11 protein-coding genes are annotated in these 19,613 nt (G+C 43.1%); 7 read left to right on the top strand and 4 right to left on the bottom strand.

Going from position 1 to position 19,613, the window contains the following annotated elements; all coding sequences use genetic code 11:
* The first annotated feature begins 7 nt into the window (after positions 1-7).
* Positions 8-691, top strand: coding sequence for a 2OG-Fe(II) oxygenase (locus NOS7524_RS26980; RefSeq protein ID WP_015141654.1), 684 nt, complete (start codon positions 8-10; stop codon positions 689-691).
* Here the strand turns inward: NOS7524_RS26980 and NOS7524_RS26985 are convergent, their stop codons facing one another.
* Both NOS7524_RS26985 and NOS7524_RS26990 read right to left on the bottom strand, forming a co-directional pair.
* The gene (locus NOS7524_RS26985; protein ID WP_015141655.1) at positions 692-1,066 is read right to left on the bottom strand and encodes a hypothetical protein; all 375 of its coding nucleotides are present in this window, start codon (positions 1,064-1,066) and stop codon (positions 692-694) included. It abuts the gene before it with no gap.
* A 138-nt stretch (positions 1,067-1,204) separates the two neighbouring features.
* Positions 1,205-1,579, bottom strand: a complete 375-nt coding sequence (locus NOS7524_RS26990; RefSeq protein WP_015141656.1) for a hypothetical protein — start codon at positions 1,577-1,579, stop codon at positions 1,205-1,207.
* Positions 1,580-2,125: 546 nt separating this feature from the next.
* Between NOS7524_RS26990 and NOS7524_RS26995 the strand changes: the two genes are divergently transcribed.
* Positions 2,126-3,259, top strand: a complete 1,134-nt coding sequence (locus tag NOS7524_RS26995; protein WP_083882638.1) for a substrate-binding domain-containing protein — start codon at positions 2,126-2,128, stop codon at positions 3,257-3,259.
* A 316-nt stretch (positions 3,260-3,575) separates the two neighbouring features.
* Positions 3,576-4,550, top strand: a complete 975-nt coding sequence (gene nifH / locus NOS7524_RS27000) for a nitrogenase iron protein (protein WP_015141658.1) — start codon at positions 3,576-3,578, stop codon at positions 4,548-4,550.
* A gap of 402 nt (positions 4,551-4,952) precedes the next feature.
* On the opposite strand, the gene NOS7524_RS27005 is transcribed toward nifH, so the two are convergent.
* Positions 4,953-6,614, bottom strand: coding sequence for a purple acid phosphatase family protein (locus NOS7524_RS27005; RefSeq protein WP_041555469.1), 1,662 nt, complete (start codon positions 6,612-6,614; stop codon positions 4,953-4,955).
* A 409-nt stretch (positions 6,615-7,023) separates the two neighbouring features.
* Here NOS7524_RS27005 and NOS7524_RS27010 point away from each other — a divergent pair, with 409 nt between their 5' ends.
* The 4 genes from NOS7524_RS27010 (at position 7,024) to NOS7524_RS27030 (ending at position 18,260) form a co-directional block, all read left to right on the top strand.
* Positions 7,024-7,368: a CU044_2847 family protein gene (locus tag NOS7524_RS27010; RefSeq protein WP_015141660.1), complete on the top strand. Its 345-nt coding sequence runs from the start codon at positions 7,024-7,026 to the stop codon at positions 7,366-7,368.
* On the top strand, positions 7,343-10,318 hold the full coding sequence (locus NOS7524_RS27015) for a tetratricopeptide repeat protein (protein WP_015141661.1): 2,976 nt from the start codon (positions 7,343-7,345) through the stop codon (positions 10,316-10,318). The genes NOS7524_RS27010 and NOS7524_RS27015 overlap by 26 nt, the downstream gene beginning before the upstream one ends.
* A 767-nt stretch (positions 10,319-11,085) precedes the next feature.
* Entirely contained in the window at positions 11,086-14,622 is a 3,537-nt protein-coding gene (metH, locus tag NOS7524_RS27025; protein ID WP_015141662.1) for a methionine synthase, read from the top strand.
* Positions 14,623-14,807: 185 nt separating this feature from the next.
* The gene (locus NOS7524_RS27030) at positions 14,808-18,260 is read left to right on the top strand and encodes a CHAT domain-containing tetratricopeptide repeat protein (protein ID WP_015141663.1); all 3,453 of its coding nucleotides are present in this window, start codon (positions 14,808-14,810) and stop codon (positions 18,258-18,260) included.
* A 120-nt stretch (positions 18,261-18,380) separates the two neighbouring features.
* On the opposite strand, the gene NOS7524_RS27035 is transcribed toward NOS7524_RS27030, so the two are convergent.
* Positions 18,381-18,836, bottom strand: coding sequence for a hypothetical protein (locus tag NOS7524_RS27035; RefSeq protein WP_015141664.1), 456 nt, complete (start codon positions 18,834-18,836; stop codon positions 18,381-18,383).
* Positions 18,837-19,613: the final 777 nt, after the last annotated feature.

Consider the following 19,613-nt stretch of genomic DNA (forward strand, 5'->3'; position numbering starts at 1 on the left):
TATAAGTATGCTCCAGTTAGATGCTATTCGTCAGACATCCATGCAGGAAGTTCCGTATCACTGGGCTGTGATTGAAAATCTATTGTCTCAAGAAGCTAGTTTGGAACTAGCAGCTAGCTTCCCCCAAGAAAATTTTCGCTTATCGGCTGGGGAAGGATACGGTTATCTCTGGGGCGAGATGTTGGCTAGTAGTGATGATATGGCTTTAATGTACAACTTTGGTGAACTCTGGCGAGAACGCATTGCTGAGGGAAGATTATCATCAGACTTGCATCACCTCAGTCACAATTGGCAGCAACTTATACAAGTATTATGGCAACCCCAATACCGTCAAGCACTAACACAGATGTCTGGAATCGAACTCAAAGACTGTGCAATGGTAATTGGCTTTCGTCGCTACAATGGGGGACATTTACACCGTCCACATACAGATGAACCATCCAAAGCTTTAACACATCTAGTCTTTTTTAATGAGCAATGGCCTATAGAGTGGGGTGGTTGTTTACGCATTCTTAAGGATGAACAACCTGAATCGGTGTATCAAGATATTCCCCCACTGAACAAATTGTCAGCAGTGATTGTGCGCTCCGATAATTCTTGGCATATGGTAACACCAGTGACATCCTCAGTATCACAGCCTAGGCTAGTTCTCAGGATTGCTTTTTTCCGTCATCCCAGTATTGGCTTCTAGTCAGCTATTGAGTGCGTCGTTGTCTAGCCCAATTTCATCAATCTCAATTACCCAAGTGACACCCAAATTAACTGGCGGAGTAACATTAATACTTGCTGCATTAGCAAATCGTTTTAACTTTTGAGTCAAATAGGGAATAGTTGTCATAATGTTCTGATAACTTTCTATCTCAGGACAAATCATCACTAATACGAGAGTGCCACTTTGAATTTTGAAGTACCAATGACAACTTGCTAACAAAATTCGCGTTATGCGGTTACAAGCTAGGAAGAATCTTTGTTTAATAGCTTCTTCAAGTTGTCTGAATAGTATTTCACTCAAGAGTGTAGTTTGATTTGAAGGCAAATCATCAGGATGAATATCAGGCTGATTCATAAGAATAGAGAGTAGTGAATGGGGACTAGGGAAGAATGTCTATGGACTATTGACTAATAATCCAAAACAACTCTAACCATAAATTCGGATAGTTTTGCTTCATCTGTGACATGGGATCTCGCAACAAATTTGTTGCATTTAGGGACTTCCAGAAAATAAATTATCCAATTTACGAGAGAGAATATTTTGATTTTTCCCCTGCTCCCTGCCCCCTGCCCCCCTGCTCACCACAGCGATTGTATATTTTTTTAGTTGGAAGTCCCTTAAACAGACAACCTCAACAAGCCCCAAGTATTCTGCTACTTCTTTGAGCAAATTTTTTTCCGCGATCGCAGCTGCCATTAATTGTTCAGGACAGTAAATTCCTACATATCTGGCATTGGGAAGAGACCCTTTTTTGAGTTGAGGAGTAATCACCTTGACATAACAGTGACGTATTACTTCCCAGACGCGGGGGTGAGTATGCTCAATAATTACATTAAATTGTTGGGCTAAATCTTCTTCAGTAATCATTATTGACTCCAATAAATATAAAGCTAAAAACAGTTCTGTTCTCTGATTTCTGCACATCAAGACAGATACTTAACTATGCACAAATAGAGGTGCGGCGTATTCAGATGAATGAAATCATGATTGGCAATCAAAACGAAATTTACCCACCTGTCCACATGGGTTGGTATTTTGCTCAGGGCTAGATTGCTTGTCTATCAAGCATGAAAACCGAAAGTGAGTGAATAAAACTGTATCAATCGTATCATTTTACCAATTTAGTTGGTAAAAATCATAAATAAATTTAGTCCTCTCTTGATTTCTTGTAATACGCCACACGAATAATCAAGGCTTCAAACCCTTATCAGAAGATGATTTTCATAAATTACTCAAAAATTTCTAAAACTTTTCTTCCTTGGCGCAAGTAAATTAGCAAGCTGTATGTTATGCTTGACGTATAGGGAATCAAAAAAGCAAAAGTATGAGGTAAATTCCAGCCCTTTACTGTTGCCTTAGCACAGACAAGTAAATCCGCCACGGCTTTGTGTAAATGTAGCAAGAAATCAGCTAATGAAGCAGGATAGCGGCCTCCTTAATAACTTGAAATCAATCAGAACGCGCTTAGGGATGAGCCAGCAAGATTTGGCAAACATCGCTGGTGTGACTCGTCAGACAATTAGTGGTGTAGAGTCGGGACAATATGCTCCCTCAGTGGCGATCGCACTTCGCATAGCTAAGGCTCTTGGTTGTCAAGTTGAGGATCTATTCTGGCTAGATCAAGACTTACCGGAAATCGAAGCCATACTTACAAAACCTGTACCCACTAATCAATCTCTGCGCCTGAGTTTGGCAAGGGTAGGGGGACAATGGATAGCTTATCCCTTATTGGGTAAAGATGCCTTTCGTCAAGATATGATTCCGGCAGATGCGGAGGGTATAAGCCAAACAGGTAGCGGTAAAGTGCAGGTGAGGCTGTTAGATGATAACTTGGCAGCACTGCATAACACAGTGGTGATTGCTGGTTGTGCGCCTGTAATTGCTCTGTGGGCAAGAGCTACCGAACGCTGGCATCCACAACTGCGAGTGCATTTTACCTTTGCCAACAGCATAGATGCGTTGCAGAGTCTATGCAGAGGTGAAGCACACATTGCCGGGATGCACTTGTATGATCCCAAAACTGGGGAGCATAACGTGCCGTTTGCCCGTGAAATCTTGGCAGGAAGAGAAGCTGTGTTAATTACTCTGGGCTTATGGGAAGAAGGGCTGTTAGTCCCATCCGGTAATCCCAAGGGTTTCAAAACACTCAGCGATGTAGTAGAAGCACAAGCAACCATTGTCAATCGCGAAGTTGGTGCTGGTAGTCGAATGCTCTTAGAACAACAACTGCGACAAGAAAACATACCGTTTGAAGCAGTCAAAGGATTTGAGCAGATTGCCACTAGCCATCAAGATGTTGCCCAAGCTGTCGCACTAGGGTTTGTGGATGCAGGTATTAGTACAGCATCCGTTGCTGCTACCTTTGGCTTGGGTTTTGTACCTCTGCATCAATCAAGATACGATTTAGTAATTCTCAAGGAATATTTAGAAGAAGCACCTATACAACAGTTGTTGAGTACATTAGGTCATCGCCTGGTTCACTCACAACTAGAAGTTCTCGGTGGCTATGACATTACGAAAATTGGGGAAGTTGTAGCAACTGTTTAGGAAGTGCTGAGTAATGAGTGCTGAGTGGGGAGTATAGAGTAGGTATTTTCTCTCCTCTGCTTCCCCTACACCCCTGCTTTTTGAAAGGTCGGTAATAGTTGGAATATTGTACGAGCGATCGCACCTGTGAAATGAAGATAATATTGCGATCGCCTGACCGAAAAACTTCAATCACCACTTGAATATGTTTTGGATGTTAACTGCTGTGGCAGTAGAACGCGCACCTCCTAAGACGTTCTACAAACGGTCACGTCTGAACGCTTCATATTGCAGATCCACCAAGATTCAACAACAATTGCTGGGAGACTAAATCATTATGTCTGACGACAGAATTAGACAGATAGCTTTTTACGGGAAAGGCGGTATTGGTAAATCTACCACATCCCAAAACACCCTCGCTGCAATGGCAGAAATGGGTAAGCGAATTTTGATTGTCGGATGCGATCCCAAAGCCGACTCTACCCGCTTGATTCTCCACTGTAAAGCTCAAACCACCGTGTTGCACCTAGCTGCTGAAAAAGGTGCAGTTGAAGACTTGGAACTAGAAGAAGTCGTTATTGAAGGCTTCCGTGGTATCAGATGTGTAGAATCTGGTGGTCCCGAACCCGGTGTAGGTTGTGCTGGTCGTGGTATCATCACCGCCATCAACTTCTTAGAAGAAAATGGTGCTTATCAAAACCTAGACTTTGTATCCTACGACGTATTAGGTGACGTTGTGTGTGGTGGTTTCGCCATGCCAATTCGGGAAGGGAAAGCGCAAGAAATCTACATCGTTACCTCTGGGGAAATGATGGCGATGTTTGCCGCCAATAACATTTCTCGCGGTATTCTCAAATATGCTCACTCCGGTGGTGTGCGTTTAGGTGGCTTGATTTGTAACAGCCGTAAAACTGACCGGGAATGGGACTTAATTAGTGAATTAGCAAAACGAATCAGCACTCAAATGATTCACTTCGTCCCTCGGAATAATATTGTGCAGCACGCCGAGTTACGTCGGATGACTGTGAACGAGTATGCACCTGATAGTGATCAGGCTCATGAATATCGTGCATTAGCTACGAAAATTATCAACAATGACTTCATGGCTGTTCCTACTCCTCTAGAGATGGATGAGCTAGAAGACTTGTTGATTGAGTTCGGTATCCTCGAAAGCGATGAACAAGTGCAAAAATTGACCGCCACAGCACAAGCGCAAGAAGAACAAGAAAAGATACAAGAAGATGCTGAAGGCGAAGCACTGGAAGCGTTAGCAAAAGGTAACGTCGAAATCGTTTCTGGTGACAAGAAATAGATTTAATGTTGGCTACTAGCTACTAAATCTAGATAAGCAGAGGGTAGGTTATTCCTACCCCCCTATCTACAAGCATTCATCAAAATATGGAGGTACTCTATAGCTGAAATGAAGTTTTGGGTTTTTAACTTTACCGTCTTTTCCGCCATTTTTTCATTGTTTGAATACCGAATTAGTACCTTATTTTAGCTTTCTTCTCTGCTAAGTTGGTTATTTAATTTTCAGCAAATGGGAAACAAAATTTTCCCATTGCTGTTTTTTACTATAACAATAATTTGGGTGATTTAATCTACCCAATAATTTATTAACCTCTTATTTTTCCTGCTAAATTTGTCATATATGTTTGAATCCTCAAATAGCCTTCTTGACTAATAAAATTTGGATAAATCGAGTAGCAATCTGTCATTGATGCAAGATGTTTATCCCTAACGTAAATTCATCAAATTTAATCACTTCAGAATCAGGTTTACGGGTATCAAAACGATAGCTGCTAACAGTACCTGTGCCAGTATCAAAAATACTAAAAACTGTAATATCATTGCTGGCAATATAAGGCATTGGCTTTCCATCTTCTCCCACCAAAGGATTAATAGTTGGTAAAACAGGTTCTAAACCATTAGGATCACCAACTGCGGTGTAATCTTCATGATAGCCAACTGGCACTTCCCGCTTTTTACCATTCCAAGCAGCACCATAAGAATTACCAACATTGGATGTTTCTAAAAAGTGCATCCCACTGTCACTAATAAAGTGATTCCATAAATGGGAATGACCAAAAAATACCAGTTGCACCTTAGCAGCTTCTAGTAAAGGCATAACATCACGAATAATATAATCTGAGTGCTTAGGATACTCATAACGCACAGCTTTAATTTTTCCTTCAGCATCGCTTTCTATTATTTGAACAGGCTCTGTGTAAGCAGGTACGATATTATCACCTAGCGTATGGGGGGGATGATGAAACATCACAATTTTGTATTTTGCTTGCTGAAATTCTGGGCTATTAAGTTCTGTTTCTAACCAATTATATTGCTGGCTACCTTTAGCAATGGGTTCATAAATTATCTGCCCATAACCCCAATTTTCGGGATAATTTAAATCCTGCTCTACTTCTTGATATCTACCCTTATATGGTGCATCTAATTTAGCAGTCCGCCACATATTAGTAACGTAGAGTACCACTAAACGCACATCTCCAAAACTGACTGCATAATATCTTTTACCACCCTCTTTACTTTGAGGTAAAGTAAAAATTTCTTCGTAGGTCAGTGTATTAAAAGAATTATCTATTAAAGATTTACCGCTATAAAGTCTTTGGGCAACAGCACGGGGAATCGTATCATTGAATTCATCATCTAAACTGCCCGTTCTGCCCAACCTACCCATTACTTCATGATTACCAATGCAAGTAAATAACGGTGCGTGTTGAATGATTTGCCCACCAGTGTAAGTGATTTTCTGGTCGTTATCATTCATTTCATAGTGGGCGCGACCTTGTAAACCTGGAAATAAAGCATTCCCCCGATGATCATCAAACCATTCTGAGGCGCGATCAGGAACATTAACTAAATCACCAGCAAACCAAACTGCATCCACTTGTCCCACAGTTTCTACAACTTTTTGTAGGTTAGCAGCTGTCATTGGCTTAAGTTGATGATCGGAAGTCAGGAGAATTTTTTGCGGTGTACCTGATGGGGGATTGGGTGCAAGGGTAAAAATCTCGCTGCTAACACTTTCACCATTCTCTCTCACACTTGTCACCAGATAATTAACCCGTACACCAGGGGTTAATCCTGTCACCTCTGCTTCATGTCGCCAGATATGACGTTCTACTGGTTGTTGATAAACTTGGCCGGTTTGGGTTTGCTTTCCTACTCTAGAATTTTGGTCTTCCCGTGTGCGGCTGAGTTTGCTAGTGCTAGCTTTTGCAGTTTGTTGTAAATTTTCACCGTAGTTGACTGTATGCTGATTACCAGCAAATTCAGTAAACCAAACTACCCGCACTGAGTTCGCAGTTGGTAATTGCAAAAATGGGTCTGTCAGCAGTTGGGGTGCTGAGGTCATAATTGTTTGCCCAAATGAATGCACACTTATCAGATTAAGGCATAGGGAAAACAGAATGACATACATGAGCGGTTTTGTGCGTAAAAGCATAGTTTTGCCGCTAGTAAAGCTGTAATAGTTATTTTAGGGAATGCCAAACAGTAAAGTATCCGAAATTAATAGACCTCTCGGAAAATGAATGTAGAGACGTTCTATAGAACGTCTCTACAAGGGTTTCAAACCACGCACATTTAATTACCGGAGATGTCTACTACTTCTCTTAATATACAAGGGTGCGTCAGTGTGAGAAAACTAACCATATCAAGAGAATATTCATACTGACGCACCCCGCACCTATTTTTTCACGCCAATATTAAAAATCCTGGTACGTCTGCTATGATTATCCAAAAAATCGTAAAAAAGATTACATATGGGTAATGAAGACTTTCTCATTGATGAGCCAACTATCATTGTAGAATTCGCTCCTAGTCCGGGGATGAGGTCAGTTAGCGTAACTCCAGCAGATATTGCTAAAGAATCGGCGAAAGCATTAGATAAAGCCATGCTGACTATCCGGCAAATGGCACAAAAAACAATGGACACAATCGATACATTAGCTAACAAGCCATCGGAAGTGGAACTAGAATTTGGCATCAAGTTAAATACCGAAGCAGGTGCAATTATTGCCAAAACTTCGGGAGAAGCCAGCCTCAAGGTGAAGTTACTCTGGGAGCGTAAAGATTCCAATAATGAGCCAGATTCAAAATCTGCGTAACTTTACCGTGCAGATTCGTGGTGTCAATAATGTAATTGTTGGCACCGGTTTTGTAGTTTCCCATACAGGACAGATTGTTACCTGTTGTCATGTGGTGCGGGATGCAGGGGGACAAGTCGCTGAGGGAGTAGAAATCAATGTCTACTTCCCGAAAGCGAGAAACCCAGAACAGAAAGCGCACACAGCCACAGTTACAGCCTGTTTTGTAGACCATGATGATGATGTCGTTGTGTTGCAACTGGACACGACTACATTACCAGATGGCATAGAACCAGCAATTTTGGGGATGGCTGAAGGTTCTGCCGGTCATAAATTCAGGAGTTATGGCTATCGCCGTTTAGACCCATACCAAGGATTGTGGGCAGACGGTGATATATTAGGCTTTGTTGAAGCACCGGAGGATCGCATTTTGCATAGCGATCCTGTAATGTTGAGTAGCCAGCATATCGACAGTGGTATGAGTGGTTCAGCCGTTCTGGATATTGAACGTAATTTAGTAGTAGGTGTGATTGCGGAAACTTGGGACTCTGGAGCAAGTGAAAAAGACCGAGACACCAGTTTTGCTGTTGATTGTCGAGTCCTCACTTTTGATCCCATGTGCCTACCATTAGCAGATGCACCACCTACACACCCAAATATAATGAACTCAAACCCTACAGGAGTGCCACCAGTGTCTCAACCGGGGAGAGTCCTGAACCTGAATAATGCACCAGCACCTCTACAAGAATGGGTAGGTAGGGTAGATTTTCTCAATACACTCAATCAGGACTGGGTTGATCCCCATTGCTCAATCGTGGGACTCATCGGTTTTGGTGGCGAAGGTAAAAGTTCCCTCACCCGTCGCTGGCTGGAAAATTTGCTGCAAGATTCATCACTACCGCAACCTACTGGTGTGTTTTGGTGGGGTTTTTATGAAAAAGCTAGTGTGGATGAATTTTTTGAGGCGGCGCTAAGGTTTCTCAATGACAAAATTGATCCCCGTGTATTGACCTCAACTACTATTAAAGTCCAAGTGATATTGGCAATGCTCAACAGTGGGCGATATCTCTTCATCTTGGATGGGTTGGAAGTGCTGCAACAGCAAGAGGGAGATGATTACGGCGAGTTAACTAGCATAGACTTGCGGGAGTTTTTGCGCGAGTTTGCGGCTGGGAAACATGAATCATTTTGTTTAATTAACAGCCGTGCGCCACTGGTAGACTTGATTGATTTCACCACTTACACCCATCGAGATGTCGAACAGCTAACTGTCGATGAAGGTAGACAATTACTGAAAAAATTGGGAGTCAAGGGTACAGATGCTCAGTTAAACCGAGTGGTGCAGCAGTGGGATGGTTACGCTTTGGTTTTGAGTCTGTTGGGGTCTTATCTGGTAGATAATTACGGCGGCGAGATTGAACATATCGTCGAAATTCCAGCACCAACGGCTGATGAACCTCGATATGAGCGAGTGCGGCGAGTATTGCGACGCTATGACGAAAACCTCACAGCAGTAGAACAAAAATTAATGCGGGGGTTGAGTGCGTTTCGTCTACCAGTACCAGAGTCAGCATTACAGCAGGTATTTCCACAGTTTGGGGCTGGTTTGTCCACTTCCACCCCATCAGAACATACACCGTCATTAAATAGCGACTCCTTGCTGACAATAGTGCAGCGATTGGTCAACTATCGGATTTTGCGACACAATCAGCAAGAACATTACTACACCATTCATCCCCTCATCCGCGCTCACTATTTGGAAATACTGCACAATGATCTTCAGGAAGCAGAGTTAGTTCATCAAATAATTGCAGATTATTATCTTGACTCGGCTGGCGAGACATCAGAGAACCCAACCTTGGATGATTTAGCACCATTAATTGAAGCTGTGCATCACCTCTGCCAAGCGGGGAATTATGAGCAGGCACATAGTATCTACTGGAAGCGCATTTACCAGGGCGATCGCCGTGTACTTATCCATAAACTCGGAGCCTGCGAAACCAACTTAACCCTCATGCAGGACTTTTTCCCCAACGGCGACACATCCCAAGAACCACAGGTGAGTAATTCTGATAATAAATGTTTTATCCTCAACGAAGTAGGTTTGTGTTTGATGAGCCTGGGACGTATGGAGGAAGCACCAACTTTCTATGAGCGTTCCATTGCGATCGCTCTTAGCATGGAAGACTGGAAAAACGCCAGCATCGGCTACCGAAATCTAGCAGAGCTATATGCTTATCTCGGCAAACTCACAGCCAGTGCTGATGCTGCAAGGGAAGCATTGAGCCTTGCTCGTCGTGCTGAAAGTAAGATAGGTGAAACGAATTCATTGACTCGTCAAGGGCGGGCTGCCTACTTGCAGGGTGATGTTGAAACAGCAGGTACAGTCTTTCAGCAGGCAGAGGTATTGGAACGGGAAATTGACTCCAGTGAGCTTTATCTATACAGCTTGCGGGGTATTCAGCACGCTGATTACTTGCGGCGAGTAGGAAGTAGAGGCTATGCACGGCAGGTAACAGAGGCAAACCTAAAGATTTGTCAACGCAATAACTGGGTTAATAGTATCAGCAGATGTCATCGTGTTTTAGGCGACCTAGATGCAGATGCTGGGCAACACGAAAATGCTCGCGAACATTATAACGAAGCCCTCAAAATTGCCCGTAGTATTTCTCAACGCCCCGTCCTGATTGAAGCACTATTAGCACGGGGGCGTTGGGCGGCGCGTCAGGGTGAAGTTGCGGCAGCGCGTAGTGATTTAGAAGAAGCTCTGAATTATGCCTGTGCTGGTGGTTATCGCATCCACGAAGCCGATACTCGCATCGCCTTGGCGTGGATGCACCTAGCAAACCACAATTACCCAGCAGCAAAAGCAGAGGCACAAAAAGCACAATTGATGAGTGATGTAATGGGCTATTATTGGGGTCGAGTTGATGCCGATGAAGTCTTGCAAGCTTTAGAACAGAATTCCTGAAGTTTATGTTCTTGATTAAGTCTCATAGTTAGTCGTCCGTGAGTATTAAAGGCTCGCTCACGAGTATCAAAGACTCATCCGCGAATATCTGAGATTTGCTCACGAGTATTAAAGACTCATCCACGAGTATCAAAGACTCATCCGCGAATATCTGAGACTCGCTCACGAATATCAAAGGCTCATCCGCGAGTATCAAAGACTCGCCCACGAGTATTAAAGACTCATCCGCGAATATCTGAGACTCGCCCACGAGTATCAAAACCTCGCTCACGAGTATTAAAGACTCGCCCACGAATATCAAAAACTCCTCATCCTCTCTGCACACCAGTTGCTACAAGTCGGCGGAGCCGCCCACCGCACTGGCTCGCCTTTGCGTGAGGCAAAAAAAGATTTATGCAAGAAGTCTAATAAGTCTGATCACCTGATCCCCTATTCTTTTGATCCCCCCTAACCCCCCTTAAAAAAGGGTGGAACTGGAATCAAAGTCTCCCTTTTGAAGGGGAGCCACTGCGTTGGGCGGGTTTCCCGACTTGTAGCAAGTGGCGTAGATTTAGGGGGATCAGATTTGTGTGTACACCGTAGCCTGCAAGGAGAGGGGTTTGGGGAAAGATTCATCGCATTCAAGTTTTGCTGAACACAGACACACCCAGAAGATAATAGCGATCGCCTTAATACTCAGCAGCCGAAAATCTCGGAATTTGGGAAAATAATAGATTAAGTTGAGTATCACAAAACTCACTTGATTTCCTCATTTCCTCTAGGAAAATATGACTCATCCTTTCCTGAAACGCTTGCATAGTCCGGAACGTCCGGTTATCGTCTTCGACGGTGCAATGGGAACAAACTTACAAACCCAAAACCTCACGGCTGAGGATTTCGGCGGTGTGCAGTATGAAGGTTGTAACGAATACTTAGTCCACACCAAACCTGAAGCCGTCGCTAAGGTTCACCGCGACTTTCTCGCCGTGGGTGCAGATGTCATTGAAACTGATACTTTCGGTGCTACGTCGATTGTACTGGCAGAATATGACTTAGCAGACCAGACTTACTACCTCAATAAAACCGCCGCCGAATTAGCTAAAAGTGTCGCTGCGGAATTTTCCACCCCAGAGAAACCCCGATTTGTAGCGGGTTCTATCGGCCCCACAACTAAACTACCAACTCTGGGACACATCGATTTTGATACCATGCAAGCGGCTTTTGCTGAACAAGCAGAAGCACTGATTGATGGTGGAGTTGATTTATTTATCGTTGAAACTTGCCAAGATGTGCTGCAAATCAAAGCGGCGTTGAATGGGATTGAAGAAGTCTTTGCTAAAAAAGGGGAACGTATACCCCTCATGGTGTCGGTGACAATGGAAAGCATGGGGACAATGCTGGTAGGTTCAGAAATCAGCGCCGTCCTGACAATTTTAGAACCTTTCCCAATTGATATTCTGGGGTTGAACTGTGCTACTGGCCCCGACTTGATGAAACCACACATCAAATATTTATCTGAACATTCGCCGTTTGTGGTTTCTTGTATTCCGAACGCGGGTTTACCAGAAAACGTTGGTGGTCAAGCACACTACCGCCTGACACCTGTAGAATTACGCATGGCGTTGATGCACTTTGTTGAAGATTTGGGTGTCCAAGTGATTGGGGGTTGCTGTGGGACACGTCCAGAACACATTCAACAATTGGCACAAATCACCAAAGAACTCAAGCCAAAAGTTAGACAGCCAAGTTTAGAACCTGCGGCTGCATCAATTTATTCGACTCAACCCTACGACCAAGATAATTCTTTCTTGATTGTGGGTGAACGCCTGAACGCCAGTGGTTCCAAAAAGTGCCGCGATTTGCTGAATGCAGAAGATTGGGACGGACTGGTATCAATGGCGAGGGCGCAAGTTAAAGAAGGCGCACATATTCTAGATGTTAACGTCGATTATGTGGGACGCGATGGCGTGCGGGATATGCACGAGTTGGTTTCCCGCCTGGTGAATAATGTCACCTTACCCTTAATGCTGGACTCCACCGAATGGGAAAAAATGGAGGCGGGTTTAAAGGTGGCTGGTGGTAAGTGTCTGTTGAACTCCACCAACTACGAAGATGGCGAACCGCGTTTCTTAAAGGTGCTGGAATTAGCTAAGAAGTACGGCGCGGGTGTGGTCATTGGCACAATTGACGAGGAAGGCATGGCGCGGACAGCAGATAAAAAGTTTCAAATTGCCCAGCGTGCTTACCGTCAAGCTGTAGAATATGGTATTTCTGCCCATGAGATATTCTTTGATACTCTGGCATTACCCATTTCTACGGGGATTGAAGAAGACCGAGAAAACGGCAAAGCGACTATAGAAGCTATTCGTCGCATTCGTCAAGAATTACCAGGGTGTCACGTTATTTTGGGTGTATCGAATATATCCTTCGGTTTAAACCCAGCTTCACGTATTGTACTTAATTCCATGTTCTTGCATGAGGCGATGTCAGCTGGCATGGATGGAGCGATCGTCAGTGCTAGCAAGATTTTACCACTGTCTAAGATAGAACCACAGCATCAAGAAGTTTGTCGCCAATTAATTTATGATGAGCGCAAATTCGAGGGTGATGTCTGCGTTTACGACCCCTTAGCAGAATTAACTAAATTATTTGAGGGTGTCAAAGCCAAACGCAACACAGGTATTGATGAAAACCTACCCATCGAAGAACGCCTGAAACGCCATATCATCGACGGTGAACGCATCGGCTTAGAAGCACAATTAGCCAAAGCCTTAGAACAATATCCCCCACTGGAAATTATCAACACTTTCCTCCTAGACGGGATGAAAGTAGTGGGTGAGTTATTCGGTTCAGGACAGATGCAATTACCGTTCGTTTTGCAGTCAGCCGAAACAATGAAAGCTGCTGTAGCCTACCTTGAACCCTTCATGGAAAAATCCGAGGCGGGAAATAATGCCAAGGGGACAGTAATTATTGCCACCGTTAAGGGTGATGTTCACGACATCGGTAAAAACCTAGTAGATATCATCTTGTCTAACAACGGTTACAAAGTGATTAACTTAGGTATTAAACAGCCAGTAGAAAACATCATCGAAGCCTACAACCAATACAAAGCCGATTGTATCGCCATGAGTGGCTTATTGGTGAAATCCACCGCCTTCATGAAAGAGAACTTGCAGGTATTCAACGAAAAAGGCATTACTGTACCCGTAATTTTAGGTGGTGCAGCCTTAACTCCCAAGTTTGTCCATGAAGATTGTCAAAACACCTACAAAGGTAAGGTAGTTTACGGCAAAGATGCTTTCTCAGACTTGCATTTCATGGATAAATTAATGCCTGCAAAAGCATCTAGTAATTGGGATGACTTACAAGGATTCCTAAACGAACTCAAAACGGAAGCACCGGAAAACACCAATCAAAAATCCCCACTCCCCACCCCCCGCTCCCCACTCCCCACTCCCCACTCCCCACTCCCTCCAGACACCCGACGTTCCGAAGCCATAGCGGTAGATATTGAACGTCCCACGCCGCCATTCTGGGGAAGTAAACTATTACAGCCTAGTGATATTCCCATTGAGGAAATATTCTGGCATTTAGATTTACAAGCCTTAATTGCTGGACAGTGGCAATTCCGCAAACCCAAGGAACAATCTAGGGAAGAATATCAGGCTTTCTTAAACGAGAAAGTGTATCCCATTTTAGAAACTTGGAAGCAGCGCATCATCGATGAGAATCTGTTGCATCCCCAGGTAATTTACGGGTACTTCCCTTGTCAATCCGAAGGAAATACCCTGTATATCTATGAAAGCAACAGCCCAAACGCGAAAGAGGTGGCTAAATTTGAGTTTCCCCGCCAAAAGTCCTCAAAAAGGCTGTGCATTGCAGATTTCTTTGCGCCGAAGGATTCGGGAATCATTGATGTTTTCCCTATGCAAGCGGTGACTGTGGGTGAAATTGCTACGGAGTACGCCCAAAAATTATTTGCAGATAATCAATACACTGATTATCTGTATTTTCACGGTGTAGCGGTGCAAGTAGCAGAAGCCTTAGCTGAATGGACACACGCGAGAATTCGCCATGAATTAGGGTTTGCTGCTGAAGAACCGGATAATATTCGGGATATATTAGCACAGCGTTATCGTGGTTCACGGTATAGTTTTGGCTATCCGGCTTGTCCCAATATCCAAGACCAGTACAAGCAGCTGGAGTTGTTGCAGACTGACAGAATTAACTTATATATGGATGAAAGTGAGCAACTTTATCCTGAACAGTCTACAACGGCGATTATTACCTATCACCCAGTAGCGAAATACTTCACCGCGTAACCCTATCCTCTCCTTCTCACATATGTGAGGAGGAGAAATTTATTTTTTGGTGTTCCCCATAAATCTTGCACCTGCCTGATGTCCGCTCAGTAAGTAATCAAGCAAATATTGAGACGCACCAGAAATCTGAAAATCTAGTGTGTAGCATATAACTATGTAATCCTACCTGTGGGGGAGATATAGTTGTGCCAGTGATTGTAATTCGGGAAGAACGGCAAACAGACACCGAATTTGAAGCAATACTCAAATTTGATAGTGGGGAATACCGAGTGACAATTACTGATCCCTTCACTCCGCAGGAAGAAAAACATTTAGAGTGGTATTTTGAAGACTGGATCATCTTTCCCTTTGGTGATACTGCTATTGCAGAGAAAACAGCAGCCAGTGTCAAAACCTACGGTGAACGGTTATTTAAACAAGTATTCCAGACAGATATTAACGCTTACAGCATTTATTGCCAACTCCGCAGCAACTTAAGTCAAGTACAGATTGAAATTATTGGTAACAACCCAGAATTTCAAGCCCTGCACTGGGAAGCATTGCATGATCCAGAATGGACTCGTCCTTTGGCGGTAGAGTGTGTAATGCTGCGGAAAAGTGTTAAACCTGCACCAGTGTCAGCAAATGTGCAGATATCGCCCGTGATTAATTTGCTGGTAGTGGTAGCGCGTCCAGATGAAGAAAAAGACGTGGCTTATCGCACCATCTCACGTCCTTTGCTGGAGTTGATAGAAAATAGCCATTTGCGGGTGAATGTGGAATTGCTACGCCCAGGTACTTATGAAGCTTTATCTCAGCATTTGGAAGAGAAAGGGGCGGGGTTCTATCACGTTATTCATTTGGATATGCACGGCGCATTGATGACTTATGAACAAGTGGATAACCCCAGTAAGCGGAATCGCTATATTTACAAGGGGCGTTACGGACGGGGTGATTTGCAGCCGTTTGAGGGCGTGAAGGCGTTTTTGGCTTTTGAGGGAGAAACTCAGGGTAAGGTTGATTTAGTCGAGGCGGGAGAGTTGGCGGCGTTGCTGACAGGTAAGGGAATTCCTGTTTGTATGCTCAATGCTTGTCAGTCGGGAAAACAGGTGAAAAATTCTCTTCCCGCAGGTGAGGCGGAAGCGAAAGAAAATGAGGCGACGAAAGGGGAAGGGTTACGAGAGACTAGCTTGGGTAGTCGGTTGATGACGGCTGGGATGCAGATGGTGGTGGCAATGGGGTATTCTGTCACTGTTTCGGCGGCGACTTTGTTAATGGAACAGATTTATCGTCATTTGTTTAATAATAAACCCATCACTGAGGCGATTCGTTTGGGAAGGCGAGAACTATTTAATAATAAGGAACGTAAAGCTTATCACAACAAGTTTATTAGCTTAGAAGATTGGTTATTGCCTGTAGTTTATTATTCTCAAGTGGTGAATTTTAATTTACGGCAGTTTACACCGGAAGAAGAAGAGAAATATTGGGAAGTTGTCGGGAGTCAGTACAGATTTATCTTGCCAGAATATGGATTTATTGGGCGAGATTTAGAAATTCTCAAAATTGAGAAGGCATTATTAAAACATAATATTTTATTGTTGCAGGGAATGGGAGGAACAGGTAAAACTACTCTGTTAAATTATCTGCGGGCATGGTGGCAAAAAACGCATTTTGTTCGGGATGTATTTTATTTTGGGTATGACGAAAGGGCGTGGACTTTAGAACAAATCTTGCATGAAATTGGCAATTTGGTCTATAACCGCTTTGAACAGGCGAAGTTTCAGGCGATGAATCAACCGGCGCAGGTGCAGAAATTATCAGCAACATTGCGGACTGAAAACTATGCTTTGATTTTGGATAATTTGGAGTCAGTAACGGGACAGCAATTAGCAATTCAAAATACATTACCAGAGGCAGAGCGCAATCAAATTAGGGATTTTTTGGGGCTATTAGTTGGTGGAGCAACGCGGGTGGTGTTGGGTTCTCGCAGTCGTGAGGAATGGTTGCAAAAAGCAACTTTTAGAAACAATGTTTATGAATTGCAAGGGTTAGATAGAGAAGCGCGGACAGAGTTGGCGGAGAAGATTTTAGAACGGAATGTACCCGCCCATCGTCTTGCTGCTATTCCTCAAGATACAGACTTTCAGAAGTTGATGAAACTGTTAGCTGGGTATCCCTTAGCTATGGAAGTGGTGCTGGCAAATTTGCGTCATCAGTCACCCCAGAAAATTTTAGAGGCTTTGCAAGGCGGGGATGTAGATTTAGATGCTAAGAGTGATGATAAAACTAAGAGTATTTTAAAATGTGTGGAATATTCCCACAGTAATCTGTCACCTGAAGCACAGAAGTTACTGTTGTGTTTAGCTCCTTTTAGTGGGTTTATTGACCGTACTGATATCCCTAATTATGCCAAGAAACTGCAAGAGTTAGAAGCTTTTCAGGATTATAATTTTGCTAAATTTGATGAGGCAATACAAGAGGCAATAAACTGGGGTTTATTATCGCCAATGGATGAGGAAAATAGGTTATTAACAATTCAGCCGATTTTTCCTTACTTTTTGCAGAGTAAGTTAGATGTAGTTGAGTCATCAACCCGTGAAGGCTTACGAGAAGGGTTTAAAAATCACTATATTGGTTTGTCACGTTCTTATCAGCAGTTGATGAATTTTAAAAATGCTGAAGAACGGCAATTGGGTATATTTTTCTGTAGGCTGGAATATGAAAACCTTTATAAGGCGTTGCAAATTTGTTTAGAAAAACAAGAAACTATTGGTATATTTTTCTGTTTAGATAAATACTTTGAGCTAATTAATGATATTCAAAGTAACCTAAAGTTGGCAGAACAAGTTGATCAAGCTATAGATAAATATCCATCAGAATTTTTACAAACTGAAAATGGACAGGACATAGCTATTGCTAATGATTCACTAGCTCAGTGTTATTTGAAAACGAATCAATATCAAAAAGCAGAGCAACTATACCAAAAACAATTAGAAATATTAGACAAACTTACAAATTTAGAGTTAAGAAGTAAGAAACTATTTATTGCTAGCACCTACCACCAGTTGGGAATTGTAGCCCAAGAATTACGCCAATGGGAACAAGCCAAAACCTATGATCAACAAGCTTTAGATATCTTTATTGAATATGGCGATCGCTATAGCCAAGCTACCACCTACCACCAGTTGGGAAGAGTAGCCCAACAATTACGCCAATGGGAACAAGCCAAATCCTATTATCAACAAGCTTTAGATATCAAAATTGAATATGGCGATCGCTATAGCCAAGCTCGCAGTTACCACAACTTGGGAAGAGTAGCCGAAGAATTACGCCAATGGGAACAAGCCAAATCCTATTATCAACAAGCTTTAGATATCTTGATTGAATATGGCGATCGCTATAGCCAAGCTACCACCTACTACCAACTTGGTAGGGTTGCAGAGGAATTGGGAGAAATAGCACAAGCAACAGCCTATTATCTGCAAGATTTACAGATTACGTTTGAGTTTAATGACGAGCATGGTTTAAGTATTTCGGTGAGGAATTTTGTCCGGTTTTATCAAGCTACTCAAGATGAGAGTCTGTTACAAGGGGCAGCTAATGTTTTTGGGGTGACGGTGGAAGAAGTCAGGGGGATGATTGAGAGGGCGTTGGAATAAGAACTCTCTAACCCTCTCCCTGCAAGTGAGGAGGTTATGAATATTGCTTTTAATCCATTGCGTTAGCGGAGCGGGGCGGGAGCATCGTTGCGAATTGCGAATTGCGAATTGCGAATTGTTTTAGTTGGCTGGTGGTAAAGTTCCAGAGTTGTCTGTAGGTGGTTCGGTGTAGTCGCAAAAGATGTTTAACCCGACTTTGAGGATATACAAAACAATCACAGTAGCGATCGCAGGATCAAGGGGTAATCCATTTGATGTTGCTAAACCCACTAGGGAAACTATTAACCCTGTTAACAAGGGTGAACTACCTGGATTTCTTGAGTATTCTTTAATCTGTCCACGAAAACCATCATCGTCACACAGTTCTTTACGCAGTGCTTTTAGTGTTACTTGCCATAGAGATTTACCCTCTGGCATAATCACTATCCCATTTTTCTCAATCCATAAATCCTCAAAAGCATTTGCTACTCTGCCATTATGTTTTTCTAAATGCTCTAAGGCGTGCTGGGCTGGTGCATTATTCTGCAATAATTCCCTTGCAGTGTTGATTTCGTCAATAGTTAGTTGTATTTCCATAGTTAATAAGTAAGTCGGTGGGAAAAAACAGAACTGAGTTAAGAAAGGTAAACAAAGCCATAACCCTCTTCCCTTCTGCCTCCTGCCTCCTGCCTCCTGCCTTGCCATAGCGATAATTTTTAACACTGAGCTACTTATCAGTTTAAGCCTCTATTCCCCATAAGTGCCTAAAATCACAGCTAAACGCTTTTCAAACATCCTCTCACGTCTTCTGCGATGTAAATAAGCAAAAACTGATCAAGAAAGAGAATAACTTAGGGATTGCTGAGGGCGATCGCTTGTGTTAAAGCTACAATATCAGCCTTCGTCATCAAAATTGTAAGTTAGAGAAATCCTTAACTTTTTTATCGCGACTTTTATTTGTCTTTAATGTGGAAGTAGGAATATCAATATTAGACCTTTTGCAGGAATTCTAAAAACCCCCTCAACCCCTGATAAACAAGGGAAATATTTAGTTTCCTCCCCGTGAACCTACAGCGTACACACAAATCTGATCACCTGATCCTGCATTGTTTTGATCCCCCCTAGCCTGAATGGAAAAATAGAATCAAACGCGATGTGCAACTTATTTTTGAAACCCCTCTCCAAACCTCTCCCCTGCAAGGAGGAGCCACTGCGTTGCGCGGGTTTCCCGCGTTGTAGCAAGTGGCGTTAGAGGCTTTGATTCTTGCTCCCCTTCCCACTCCTTCGGAGAAGCAAGCTATGTAGGGAAGGGGTTGGGGGTTAGGTTTGAGAGAAAATTGCACACAGCGTAATCAAAGTCTTTTTAAAGGAAAT

It is taken from the genome of Nostoc sp. PCC 7524, assembly GCF_000316645.1.
In the GTDB taxonomy this organism is placed as follows: domain Bacteria; phylum Cyanobacteriota; class Cyanobacteriia; order Cyanobacteriales; family Nostocaceae; genus Trichormus.